General features: G+C 44.1%; 14 protein-coding genes. 8 read left to right on the top strand and 6 right to left on the bottom strand.

What is annotated here, in order from left to right; translation table 11 throughout:
• Positions 1 to 132: 132 nt before the first annotated feature.
• The 5 genes from ccoP to A3766_RS25360 form a co-directional block, all read right to left on the bottom strand.
• Positions 133 to 1,026 (bottom strand): cytochrome-c oxidase, cbb3-type subunit III, encoded by an 894-nt coding sequence (ccoP, locus tag A3766_RS25380; protein ID WP_068509683.1) that lies wholly within the window; start codon positions 1,024 to 1,026, stop codon positions 133 to 135.
• Positions 1,019 to 1,204: a CcoQ/FixQ family Cbb3-type cytochrome c oxidase assembly chaperone gene (locus A3766_RS25375; RefSeq protein ID WP_068509685.1), complete on the bottom strand. Its 186-nt coding sequence runs from the start codon at positions 1,202 to 1,204 to the stop codon at positions 1,019 to 1,021. Before A3766_RS25375 ends, ccoP begins: the two co-directional genes overlap by 8 nt.
• A gap of 11 nt (positions 1,205 to 1,215) precedes the next feature.
• Complete coding sequence (gene ccoO / locus A3766_RS25370) at positions 1,216 to 1,821, bottom strand: cytochrome-c oxidase, cbb3-type subunit II (protein ID WP_068514735.1); 606 nt, start codon at positions 1,819 to 1,821, stop codon at positions 1,216 to 1,218.
• Between the two features lie 11 nt (positions 1,822 to 1,832).
• Positions 1,833 to 3,260, bottom strand: a complete 1,428-nt coding sequence (gene ccoN, locus A3766_RS25365) for a cytochrome-c oxidase, cbb3-type subunit I (protein ID WP_068514738.1) — start codon at positions 3,258 to 3,260, stop codon at positions 1,833 to 1,835.
• Positions 3,261 to 3,637: 377 nt separating this feature from the next.
• On the bottom strand, positions 3,638 to 3,922 hold the full coding sequence (locus A3766_RS25360) for an antibiotic biosynthesis monooxygenase (RefSeq protein WP_068509864.1): 285 nt from the start codon (positions 3,920 to 3,922) through the stop codon (positions 3,638 to 3,640).
• A gap of 55 nt (positions 3,923 to 3,977) precedes the next feature.
• Here A3766_RS25360 and tusA point away from each other — a divergent pair, with 55 nt between their 5' ends.
• From tusA to A3766_RS25350, 3 genes are all read left to right on the top strand, one after another.
• A complete protein-coding gene (gene tusA, locus A3766_RS25355) occupies positions 3,978 to 4,205 on the top strand; it encodes a sulfurtransferase TusA (RefSeq protein ID WP_068509866.1) in 228 nt (75 codons plus the stop codon).
• Positions 4,206 to 4,482: 277 nt separating this feature from the next.
• Complete coding sequence (locus A3766_RS31585; RefSeq protein WP_255374988.1) at positions 4,483 to 4,692, top strand: STAS domain-containing protein; 210 nt, start codon at positions 4,483 to 4,485, stop codon at positions 4,690 to 4,692.
• Positions 4,693 to 4,738: 46 nt separating this feature from the next.
• Entirely contained in the window at positions 4,739 to 5,281 is a 543-nt protein-coding gene (locus A3766_RS25350) for a hypothetical protein (protein ID WP_068514739.1), read from the top strand.
• Between the two features lie 14 nt (positions 5,282 to 5,295).
• Here the strand turns inward: A3766_RS25350 and dsbD are convergent, their stop codons facing one another.
• The gene (dsbD, locus tag A3766_RS25345) at positions 5,296 to 7,179 is read right to left on the bottom strand and encodes a protein-disulfide reductase DsbD (protein WP_068514744.1); all 1,884 of its coding nucleotides are present in this window, start codon (positions 7,177 to 7,179) and stop codon (positions 5,296 to 5,298) included.
• Positions 7,180 to 7,400: 221 nt separating this feature from the next.
• On the opposite strand from dsbD, the gene A3766_RS25340 reads away from it, so the two are divergent.
• The 5 genes from A3766_RS25340 to A3766_RS25320 form a co-directional block, all read left to right on the top strand.
• Entirely contained in the window at positions 7,401 to 8,006 is a 606-nt protein-coding gene (locus tag A3766_RS25340) for an elongation factor P hydroxylase (RefSeq protein ID WP_082880441.1), read from the top strand.
• Between the two features lie 112 nt (positions 8,007 to 8,118).
• Entirely contained in the window at positions 8,119 to 9,555 is a 1,437-nt protein-coding gene (rhlB, locus tag A3766_RS25335) for an ATP-dependent RNA helicase RhlB (protein WP_082865404.1), read from the top strand.
• Between the two features lie 26 nt (positions 9,556 to 9,581).
• Positions 9,582 to 10,715, top strand: a complete 1,134-nt coding sequence (pdxB, locus tag A3766_RS25330; RefSeq protein WP_068514747.1) for a 4-phosphoerythronate dehydrogenase PdxB — start codon at positions 9,582 to 9,584, stop codon at positions 10,713 to 10,715.
• Positions 10,716 to 10,751: 36 nt separating this feature from the next.
• The gene (locus A3766_RS25325) at positions 10,752 to 11,444 is read left to right on the top strand and encodes a flagellar brake protein (protein ID WP_068514750.1); all 693 of its coding nucleotides are present in this window, start codon (positions 10,752 to 10,754) and stop codon (positions 11,442 to 11,444) included.
• Between the two features lie 4 nt (positions 11,445 to 11,448).
• On the top strand, positions 11,449 to 12,579 hold a 1,131-nt coding region (locus tag A3766_RS25320; protein WP_197479741.1), incomplete at its 3' end, for an ATP-NAD kinase family protein.

Below are 12,579 nucleotides of genomic sequence, written 5' to 3'. Positions count from 1 at the left end.
TTCCATATCTAGTGGAGGAAAGGTTTCTTTTCTAGAAAGTCTGTGATGAGCAAAGGCTGTCTAGAGAAGAGATCTTATATTCTGTGAGAGTGGGCCTGGCTACTCAGCCAGGCCCACGAGTCTCAGACAGTCTTATTTGTTAGATAAGCTGTAAACGTAAGCTGCAAGTAGGTGAACTTTGTCTTCACCAAGTAGGTCTTTTTGTGCTGGCATTACGCCTGCTCGACCATAAGTGAGTGTTTGATTGATCTTAGATGCCGTGCCGCCGTAGAGCCAAACATCATCTGTTAGATTTGGTGCGCCGACGGCTTGATTACCCTTAGCCTCAGCCCCATGACAGGCTGCACAGGCAGTCTGGTACATCGCTGCGCCGGCATCAACAGCTGCTTTATCATCACTACGTCCACTAAACGAAAGTAAGTAATGAGTCATATTTTGTATGTCAGTTTTGCTCATAGCGGGATTTAAACCTTTGGCAGGCATTTGACCGTTTCGACCATACAGGAGGGTGGTTTTGATCGCGTCTGGACTTCCACCATATAACCAGTCGTGGTCAGTCAGATTTGGAAAGCCTAATGCGCCGCGACCTGTTGATCCGTGACATACTGAGCAGTTATTAGCAAACAAACGCTGTCCTACTTTCATTGCTTCGGCATCTTTGGCGAGTTCTTCAATTGGCTTTGCCGCGTAGGCTTTGAATATAGGTGTGTACTTTTCATCAGCTTCAGCAACTTCTGCTTCCCATTGACCGGTAGAAGACCAGCCTAAGAAACCTTGGAAGTTACCTAAAGTCGGGTACAGCAATGCGTATGCGAATGCAAAAACAACTGAACCGATAAACATATGGAACCACCACTTTGGAAGTGGATTATCGTACTCTTCGATCCCATCGAAGGCATGGGGCATCTTTTGTTCAGTCTCTTCATCTGTAGTTTGGCTTTTTCGGGTGGCTACTAGCAGCCATGTACTACCGATCAAAGTACCGATAATAATGACTGAGACCCATACACTCCAAAAACTAGTCATGTTCTTCTCTCTCTTTTTCGCTCAAGGTACGTTCCGCGATATCGTCATCCTGAAAGGGCAGGTTGGCTGCATCGTCAAAATCTTTTTTCTTTTTGCCGTTATAGGCCCATAAGCATATGGCGACAAAGGCGATCATGACCAAGATGGTAGATAGACCGCGTAACGTGTTGATATCCATAATATTGGTTCTTACTTGTTCTTAAGAACGGTGCCAAGCTGCTGTAGATACGCAACCATAGCTTCGATTTCTGTTTTACCTTTCACCGCTTCTGCTGCACCGGCAATGTCTTCGTCGGTGTAGGGAACGCCTACTGTACGAAGTGCTTCCATTTTCGCAGCAGTACCTTTGTGGTCTACGATAGCTGTAAACAACCAAGGGTAGGACGGCATTTTGGACTCAGGTACAACATTACGTGGGTTATAAAGGTGAGCACGTTGCCAGTCGTCACTATAGCGACCACCAACACGAGCCAGATCAGGACCAGTACGCTTAGAACCCCATAGGAATGGGTGCTCATAAACATGCTCTCCGGCAACTGAGTAATGACCGTAACGTTCAGTCTCAGCGCGGAAAGGTCTGATCATCTGCGTGTGACAGGTGTGACAACCTTCACGAATATAGATATCACGACCCTCAAGTTCTAAAGCGGTATGTGGCTTCAGACCTTCAATGGGGGTTTGCATGTCTTTGTGGAAGAACAGTGGAACTGCTTCTACCAAGAAACCAAAACTGATAGCTACGACAATCAGAGGGATCATCAAGCCAAGGTTTTTTTCTATTATCTCATGATTCATTGACTCTTCTCCTAAGCTGCTTCAGTCACGGTATCAAGTGCTTTCGCATCTTTCTGCTTAATGGTTAGCCAAACGTTCACGGCCATGATAAGCATACCTGACAAGAAGATAGCACCACCAATTGCACGAACAAGATAACCAGAATGACTTGCTTCTAAAGACTCTACAAAGCTGTAGGTAAGGGTACCGTCATTGTTTACTGCACGCCACATTAGGCCCTGCATAATACCGTTTACCCACATTGCGGCGATGTATAGAACCGTGCCGGCAGTCGCTAACCAGAAGTGTAGGTTGATCATAGACGTGCTATACATTTCTTTAATGCCATAAAGCTTTGGAATCAAGTGATAAACCGCACCGATAGAAATCATCGCTACCCAACCGAGTGCACCAGAGTGAACGTGCCCAATAGTCCAGTCAGTGTTGTGAGATAGCGCGTTTACAGTCTTGATAGACATCATCGGACCTTCGAAAGTAGACATGCCATAGAAAGAAAGCGATACAACCAAGAAACGTAGTACTGGGTCAGTACGTAGTTTATGCCATGCACCAGAAAGCGTCATCATACCGTTGATCATACCACCCCATGATGGAGCTAGTAGGACTAGGGACATGATCATGCCCGCACTCTGTGCCCAGTCAGGAAGAGCGCTGTAATGTAGGTGGTGAGCGCCTGCCCATACATATAAAGAAATCAGTGACCAGAAATGAATAATAGATAGTCTGTAAGAATAAACTGGCTTGCCAGTCTGTTTAGGAACGAAGTAGTACATAATGCCCAAGAAGCCTGCCGTCAGGAAGAAACCAACAGCATTATGGCCATACCACCACTGCATCATCGCATCGACAGTACCTGCGTAAGCAGAGTAGGACTTCCAGAACGTGACTGGAATGGCCATGCTATTCCCGATGTGTAGAATCGCGACAGTGATAATAAATGCGCCATAGAACCAATTTGCAACATAAATGTGCTTGGTCTTACGCTTCATTATGGTACCAAAAAAGAGGACGCCATAGGCTATCCAAACTAAGGTGATTAGAATATCGATCGGCCACTCAAGCTCTGCGTATTCTTTTGCGCTAGTAATGCCTAGTGGCAAAGTGATCGCTGCTAGAACGATGACCGCTTGCCAGCCCCAGAACATGAATGACGCGAGGGTGTCCGAGACCAGGCGTGCTTGGCAAGTCCGCTGCACCACATAAAACGATGTAGCAAATAGAGCACTACCCCCAAAAGCAAAGATAACTGCGTTAGTGTGCAGTGGGCGAATACGACCGAAGCTTAAATAAGGTGAATCGAAGTTTAGCTCTGGCCATACTAATTGAGCAGCGATAAGAACACCGACGGCCATGCCGACAATACCCCATACCACCGTCATAATGGCAAACTGTCTTACAACTTTGTAGTTGTAAGTGATTTGGTTGGTCTCTTTGCTCATCGTTGAGGGTCCATTATTCTACATAAAGTGGAAACGCAAAAAATAAGGAATGTAAACCTTGCACACATCGCTTATTTTTTTACTACCTAAGTAATGATTTAGGGGTAGGTTAATACCCCCAAATCGGCTAGGCGTGAAGGGTACTGATCAGAAAGGACAAAATCAATCTTTTATCACGAAAGTTAGGGGGGAAAGTTGATGTATATCAACTTGGTTTAAGCCGATGGAATGCGCAAATGACTTATATAATAATGACTTACAAAAAATGAGGTTTAATTTGCTATTTTTTAAGTATCGAGATAGATTTTTGGAGTACAGTTTGCGTTGAATGGAGCAAGACGCAACTGTACTCATTGAGCAGATTGCAGAGAAGATGTTTAAGGCATTTCCAAAACGGTAACTTTTTCTTCTCTTTCTAGCATGAGGTTTAACTTGTCCATCATTTCCTTGCGTTCGTGGGATTGTTGCCATGCTTGCCAATCTTGAGTGCTACGCCAGTTGCAAAGGATGACTCGGTGTCTTGAGTTGGTAATATCTTTTAATGACTCCCCAGAAATAAAGCCCGGAGCTCGAATGGCTTTTTGTAGCGTTTGTTTTGCAGTATCCTCATAGTTTGCTTCCAGTGATTCCGCGATGGATCTTTCGATAATAACCCTAATCATGGCATGCCCCTCCAGTGTGCTGTTGTTTTAAGTATAGATTAAAAAAGAGAGCTAGATGTTACATCAACACCTTTTGGATACTCAAGGTTTGTATTGTCCTGAACCTGTTATGATGCTGCACTCAAAAATTGACGAGATGCAAAGTGGGGACGTGGTCAAGGTAATCGCTTCCGACCCGGCCACTCAGCGTGATATACCAAAATTCTGTCAGTTTCTTGGTCATGAACTGCTCGATCAGAGCCAGGAAAACGGCAATTATATTTATCTGCTGAGAAAAGCCTGAAAGTAGTTCTCATGTCGATGTTTCGAGTTTGCACTTTTCAGATCATGCTCTATCTTTTTAGAATGCACCTTTAATTATTCAAATATAGATTGTCAGGTGCTTGCGATATAAATATTAGCTAAAGTTGATTTGGGTATCTATGACTGACAGTGCTACGGGTAGTGTGAAAGTTTCCGTTAATAATTCTTGTACTACTCTCTATATCAGTGGAAGTTTCGCATTTCATTTGCAGAGCGAATTCCGATCAGCTTACTAAAAGGAGGTTGGTGACAGCCGTCTGGTTCAGGTTGATCTCTATGATGTCGAATACATGGATAGTTCCGGTTTGGGAATGTTGCTGGTCATGAAGAAGTTTCTAGACGGTGCAGGTGTGGCCTATGAGATCGTTCGTTCGCGTGGGCAGACCTATGACCTGTTGAGCATGACGCACTTTAATCAGTATTTCAGCATCAATGGTGAGAGTCCGGCTCCTTCGTTGGCTAAATAGTTTTCTGATTCGGTTAGTACAAATAAAAGAAAAGAGTTGCAGTTATATGCGTGATAATGAAGTAATCAAATGTATTCAGGACTTATTCTTTCAGTCGTGTAAAGACTTGTTTGAAAACCTGGATTGCAATGTAGGCTTGATGGTAGATAAACCTGAGCGCCTTGAAAATTGCCCTATTGCTTGCATTGACGGCGGTTCATCAGATATCGAATTCAAAATCGCTTTGGAGCTTCCTTTGCCTGTACTGGCCTTAACTTACCCAGTGGGTGAGGGGATTACCAAAGTTGAAGAGGACCGCTTGGAAGACTGGATTTCTGAGCTTTCAAACCAGTTGATTGGTCGTTTAAAAACTAAGTTGATAGCGCATGAGTGCTTTATCAGTATTGGTTTTCCGGCCACTTTTTTTGGTGTTAATGTCGATGACTTATTAGCTGAAAACAGTACGATCGATTCATATTATTTTGATATTGATCGTGAAGTTGCAGGATGCAGTATTTCTATTGAGGTATATGATGAAGCCTTATCATTCTGCTTGGAGGCAAATAGCCATGAAGAAGACCAAAATGAAGGTGAGTTAGAACTTTTCTAATATTGCGCTTCAATTTATTGTCTTACCAGCGCCTGCCCCAGGTGCTGATCGAAGCCATTGGCACTAATTTCCCCTACGATTCTCAGATCCTTGATTTCTTTGCCTTTTTTATCAAACAGCAGGATAGATGGTGGGCCGAAGAGGCCAAACCTTTCCAGTAGTGCCTTATTTTCATCTGTATTGTCGGTCACGTCTGCCTTAACGAGATAAAATTGACGTAGCTTGCTGTCGATATTAACAAGCGGAAAAACCTCATTCTCCATTACCTTACAGCTGATACACCAGTCGGCGTAAAAATCTACCAATAGAGCTTGGCCGTTTTGCTTTGCAATGGCGAGATGTTGTTCAAGCCCGGTATTCGAATAAATAGTATTGAAAGGGAGCTTGTTAGGTTTCTGTGTGTTGGTTTGCTGGTTGCTAATCAGAGTTTCCAGGGGGTTGAGTGGGTTTGTGGCTTGAGTAAGTGAGCCAATAAATAATAATGCGGCGTATAAGGCCAGGAGCAAGCCTAAACCTTTAGAGACTCTTTCTATTCCAGGCTTAGCTGCATCAAAAGCACCCATCTGGCTTGCTGTTAGGCCGCATAACAACGCCCATAAAAATAGCGAAACTGACTCAGGGATAACACGGCTAATGAGCCAGATTGCCACGGCAATTAGCATTATGCCGAAAGCGTATTTTACTTTGTCCATCCAGGCGCCGGCTTTAGGGAAGAACTTACCGCCACCTATAGCGATCAGGATTAATGGCACACCCATACCCAAGCCCAGAGCAAATAATGAAAGGCCTCCGATAACTGCGTCTGCTGTACTGCTTATATAAAGTAACGCACCTGCGAGCGGGGCTGAGACACACGGTGAAACAATTAGTGCTGATAGTGCACCGATAAAGAATACGCTGGTGATATGCCCACCATTAAGGTTTTGGCTGGTGGTATTGAGGCGGTCTCTTAAGAAAGCGGGGAGTTGCAGCTCGTAAAGGCCGAACATAGCTAAGGCAAGCAAAATAAATATTGCCGAAAATACGCTTAATACAATTGGGTCTTGCAGGGCTGCCTGTACATTGGCTCCCGCACCGAGCAGTCCTGTCACCACGCCTGCTGCAGCATAGGTTGCCGCCATACCGATAACGTAGGCTAGGGAAAGCATAAAGGATTTACCGACCGTTGGCTTTTGCTGGCCAGCAATAATGCTGGTAATAATCGGGATCATTGGAAACACGCAAGGTGTAAAGGTCAATCCGATCCCGAGTAAAAAGAATATTCCTACAATCGCCAGCAGGCTACTGTTCTGAATAAAGCTAAAGACGCCCGCAGCGTTTTCAAAGTCTGGGCTTTCTTGAGATGAAGGCGTTTGTTGCTGGTTGGGAGCTTGAAGCTTGTTGCTAGTTGTGTCGCTATTACTTTTTTGCGCTACATATAAGACCTTTTCGTGCTTTGGTGGGTAGCACAAGCCTGCATCTGCACAGCCTTGGGAGCTTATTTTAATCTCGACATCACTTAGTGAAGCATCGACGTCAATAGGAAGAGCAATTTCAACGTGCTTATAGAACGCATGAACCAAGCCAAAGTAATCATCCTGTTTAGGCTTTCCCTGGCTAGAAAATTCGGGAGGGCCAAGCTTTACCAGAGGTTCTAATGACTTATCGACAAGGCGGAATTTGAAGCGTTCTTTGTATAAATAGTAGCCGTCAGCTATTTCCCAAGACAGCTTTAAACCATTGTCTGTAGGCGATGAGCGAAATTTGAATGCCTCATCAACCTTTAGGAACTCATTCTGGCTTGATTCAAATAATCCCTTGCTATCTGAGCTAGAAAAACTAGTACCGCCAGAGGAATATGCGTCGGAGGTGAATGTTCCAAGAGTTAGGTAGATAATAACTAATAGGATATTTCTCATACTGGTTCAAAACCTTGCGATTGCATATATTGCACTTTAGATATAAATCTACTGTGTTGGTTCAATCAAAACTGTTAAATAGAACGATAAGAGGCAATAGATTTGTATAAATTCGTAATCATGCCATTATAAGTCGCTTTTGTGGGCTTGAAGATTAATATTCGATTAGATATTCCCAGGCTGCAAAAGTTTGATTGGTCGTAAGAAGGATTGTTAATCCGGTGGTAAATACTGAACAACAGCGCACCCAGTCCAGCTGTGAAAATAAGCTCGTTGATACAGCATTTGCTGATGTCACAGAATTAGTTAGAATTTTCAATAACTTGTTTATAACTCTCGAAGGTACTGAGTTGGTGGTGGGGGCTGATGAACCTCTCTATCTGCCAGCCTCGGAGACGGGTAGCTTATGCCAGGTTATTTCAAGGTTTGATTACTTCTCAAGCGCATTACATGAAATTAGTCATTGGTGTATTGCGGGTAAAGAGCGGCGCAAGTTAATTGATTTTGGTTATTGGTATGAGCCAGATGGGCGCAGTGACCAACAGCAACGCGAATTTGAGAAAGTCGAGATTAAGCCGCAGGCGCTTGAGTGGATTATGACGGAAGCTTGTGGAATGCGCTTTCGTTTGAGTGTCGATAATATTGCTCAGCCAGATGTTGGGGCGAGTAAAGAGTTTATCTGTGAGGTGGCTCAGCAGGCGGCTGACTACATAGAAAATGGCTTACCTGAAAGAGCTAACTTATTTGTTCAAGCTTTGCTAAGTCACTATCGGCCTGATTGTCGGTGCCTGGAAAGTGACGCATTTTCACTTGATAGGCTAAGCTAATGACAGTTTTAAGCAAATTAGCGGCTAATTAGGTGTATTCCGCTTGCAAGGCAGGGTTAGGGGGCATAAGCTCTCAGGTCAATATTTTAAGTGTTACTAGAGTGTATTCTAAATGAAGTTAAGTGGTTTTTTTGGTAAGAAAAAGCAAGACGAGTCGAATAAGGCACAAGGTGCCTCGACCAAAACTAACAAGCCTGCTTCGGCAAAAGAAGGGGGCGCCAATAAACCTCAAGCAAAGAAACACCCAAAACCTGAAACAGCAGGTAAGCCTCAACACAAAGGTGGCAAGAAAGGAAGCGCTCAAGCTAATGTACAAGAACAAGGGGCGAGTGTAGCGCCAAAAAAACAGGCTTGGAGTGCTGAGCAATATGTCGTAGCGCCCGAGGAAGGCAAGACCCGCTTTCACGATTTAGGTTTGCAGAATGACTTATTGCATGGCATCGCTGATCTGAAATATGAATATTGCAGCGACATTCAGGCAGAATCTCTACCTCACACCTTAAAAGGCTATGACGCCATCGGCAAGGCTGCTACGGGTACCGGCAAAACGGCTGCCTTCCTGATTACCATTATTAATGACTTGCTATCTCGACCAGTGCCAAAAGGTGATCGTTATGCAAGTGAACCCAGAGCACTGATTATTGCGCCAACACGAGAGCTGGCGCTGCAGATAGAGAAAGATGCTGTTGCCTTGACTAAACACATGGATATGTCGATTTATTCCGTACTGGGTGGCATCGACTACCAAAAGCAAAAAGACTATGTGCGCAATACCGTTATCGATATTTTGGTTGCGACACCAGGGCGTCTGATCGACTTCCTCAACAGCAATGATTTGTATCTGGATCAGATCGACTTTTTGGTTATTGATGAAGCTGACCGTATGTTGGATATGGGCTTCATTCCTGATGTTAAGCGTATCATTAGTAAGTGCCCAAGAGAGGATAATCGTCAGACCTTATTATTTAGCGCGACCTTTAGTGACGATGTTTTGAACTTGGCAAACCGCTGGACGGTTAACCCTGTTTTCATTGAAATTGAAGCCGAGCAGCTGACGACTGATAAAGTCGAGCAGAAGATATTTATGGTGCCTACCGATGAAAAGCTGGAAATAATTTGCCGCTACATTGAGGAAAACGATGTTAAGAAGGCCATTATCTTCGGTAATCGTCGTGATGAAACGCGTCGCCTTGAAGCTGAGTTGAAATCTAAAGGTGTTAAAGCTGCGCTGTTATCGGGTGAAGTCCCTCAACATAAGCGCATCAGAACACTTGATCAGTTTAAAAATGGCAAAATAGAAATCCTGGTTGCAACTGACGTGGCAGGGCGCGGTATACACGTTGATGGCGTGAGTCATGTATTCAACTATAACCTTCCTGAAGACGCTGAAGATTATGTTCATAGAATCGGTCGAACAGGACGTGCAGGTGAAAAAGGAATCTCTATTTCCTTCGCCTGTGAAGACGATGCCTTCCTGCTTCCAGAGATAGAAAAGTACATTGGTATGAAACTTCCATGTGAATATCCTGCACACCTGGTTGGAAAATAAATTAATAAGACGGTTTTGTTTGAAGAATGAAAATTGTTGCTGATGAAAATATCCCCTTACTCACACGTTTTTTTGGTGATTTAGGTGACATTGTTAAGTTGCCCGGGCGGGAGATTAAGGCGGAACATTTGAGTGATGCAGATTTCTTGATAGTACGCTCAGTAACCAAAGTAAACCGTGAGCTTTTAGAAAACAGTTCAGTTAAGTTTGTTGGAACATGCACCATCGGTATTGATCATATTGATACTGATTACCTTGATCAGCAGGGCATTCGCTACTGTAATGCGCCTGGCTGTAATGCTAACTCTGTTGTTGAGTATGTTTTAAGTTGCTTATCAATTCTAACCGAAACTCATTCGCTCGATTTAGGCTCGGTAACAGTCGGTATTGTGGGTTATGGCAATGTTGGTAGCTTACTTGCTGCGCGCTTGGAGAAGCTGGGAATCAAGTTTAAAGCCTGTGACCCGTTTTTGGATGATGATTCACTTGTATCATTTGAAGAAGTGATGCGCTGCGACCTGATATCACTTCATGTGCCCTTAAGTAAAGAAGGTACGCATCCAACCTACCATATGATCGATAAGCAGGTGCTTGAAAGCTTGCAGCCAGAGCAAATTCTGATTAATTCGAGTCGGGGGCCGGTTATCGATAATGATGACCTGAATGACTTCCTAGATCATCAGCCACAGTTTACCGCTATCCTTGACGTGTGGGAGAGAGAGCCTGAGCTTAATGTCGAATTGGCTCGCAAAGTCTTTATTGGTACGCCGCATATTGCCGGCTATAGTTTTGACGGTAAGGTCTTGGGGACTGAAATGGTTTACCGGGCCTTATGCCAGTTTTTAGGTTTACCATCTCGCCACTCTTCTGGGCAATTCTTAGAAGAGCCGCCTTTGTCTAAAATGGCCTTTACTTCAAATGCAGATGTTGATTGGTCTATTCATACTGCAATTCGAGCCTGCTTTGATGTGCGTCATGACCATAGTTTACTGCAAGCCAGCTTACGCTTACCTGATGAAGAGCGATGGCAGGCCTTTGACCGCTTCCGAAAGAACTACCGCTGCCGGCGCGAGTTTTCAGGTGTAAAGATTCAATTGAAGAAAGTTAACTCAGAATTGCTAAGTAAGTTTAAGTCTTTAGGTTTTAATGTTAAGTCCTAAAATTGATACCTTAATAATGATAATAAGAGGTTAAGTGTGGCTGAGAAGCTTGATGATTCCCAAGATAGGCCAGTTGCGTCTTTTGCGAACTTAGGTTTATCAATTGGGGCGGCCGTCACTTTAGAAACAATTTCTCCTGCACGTAAGTATCAGGTAAACCTAATTGGTTTTGTTGAAAATCGTAGCATATTAATTTCTTCTCCCTTGAGAGAAGGTAAAGAAGTGCTTCTGGACAAAGACAGTACAGTGGCCGTTCGGCTTTTGGTGGGTAAGCAAGTCTGTGCTTTTGAAACTCGTGTCGCCTATCGTTCAATTCAGCCTTATAGCTATTATCACTTGGTTTATCCTGAAGAAATTACCGCGCTCCAGATTCGTAACTCTGAACGTGTCACGACAAATATTGAGGCTGAAATAGATAGCGACTTCGATATTTTTGGTGAATGGCCTAAACCTGCTTATATTGATAACTTAAGCAAAACTGGTGCAAGAATGTCTTCTCCCCAGTCATTGGGTGAAAAGGGGCATGAGCTTTTGGTGTCTTTTGAGCTGAGTGCGAGCGGTGTGACTAAGAGAATTTGCCTTCCGAGTATTATCCGCAATATAGAGCTAAATACCGATGAAGAAGTTGGTGAGGAAGGTCGCTATATTGTCGGTATTCAGTTTGTGAACCTGACTGATGAGTATGTGTTAACACTTTCCAGCTACATTTACGAAAATGAACGAAGATAAGGCAATGAGCCAAGCAAGTTTTACTTTTGGTTTGGTGCTTAACCCTCTAGCTGGAATGGGTGGGCCGGCTGCGCTTAAAGGTAGTGATGCAGCATCTACCACAGAAATAGCGATTTCCAGAGGCGTAGAGGCCAAGGCGGCCGATAGGCTAAGAGCGGTTTTAGTCGGTCTGAAAGATTTAGTTTTGCAGGGTAGATTGGCTTCAGTATCATTTTTGTGTGCAGGTGGACAGATGGGCGGAGATATCTGTTCAGAGTTTGCAGATGTCTTTGATATCGAGGTTTTGTTCCAGCCTCCTGAATTAACTCGAGCTGACGATACGCGTGCAGCCGCAGCCGAGATTATGAAACGCTCAATAGATATCCTGTTGTTTGTCGGCGGTGATGGTACTGCGCGTGATATCTACACGGTGATTGGTGATCAGCAGTGCGCTTTAGGGATTCCGGCAGGTGTAAAGATGCATTCTGGCGTATTTGCGGTAACACCTAAGGCGGTGGTTTCGGTGGTAGAAAGTATGGCGAGTCATCGTTTAGTGTCAGCCCGTATGGCAGACGTGAGAGATATTGATGAGGATGCTTTTGCCAAGGGGCTGGTTAAGACTCAGCATTTTGGTGAAATGCTGATACCGGACGATCAGCTTCTGGTTCAGTCGGTTAAATGTTCGGGCATGCTGGATGATGAGTTGATGCTTGAAGAGCTTTGCTCATTTATGAGTGAAGAATTAGAAGATGATACTTTGTATGTCCTCGGCTCAGGCGGCACCTTACAGCACTTGAAGGAAATGATCGGTTTGGAGCAGCCAACATTGCTGGGTGTTGATGTGTGTTTCTTTGATGGTGTAAATGTCACGCTTATCGCGAATGACGTTCATGAGGCTCAGCTATTTGAATTGCTGCAACAATATCCCAGGGTAAAGGTGATTCTCTCTGTTATAGGTGGGCAGGGGATTGTTTTAGGGCGTGGTAATCAACAAATTAGTCCACGAGTTCTTCGGCAGGCCGGTCTCGGTAACCTTCAGTTTATTTCGACTCAAGAAAAAATTAGAGCCCTTAATGGTCGGGCTTTGCATGTTGATAGCGGTTGTGACGAACTTGATAAGCAGTTATCTGGCTTTCATAAAATAATATGTGGCTAT

The organism is Oleiphilus sp. HI0132, assembly GCF_001635845.1.
The sequence above is the reverse complement of the archived record's forward strand: the minus strand, read 5'-3'. Positions and strand labels throughout refer to the sequence as shown.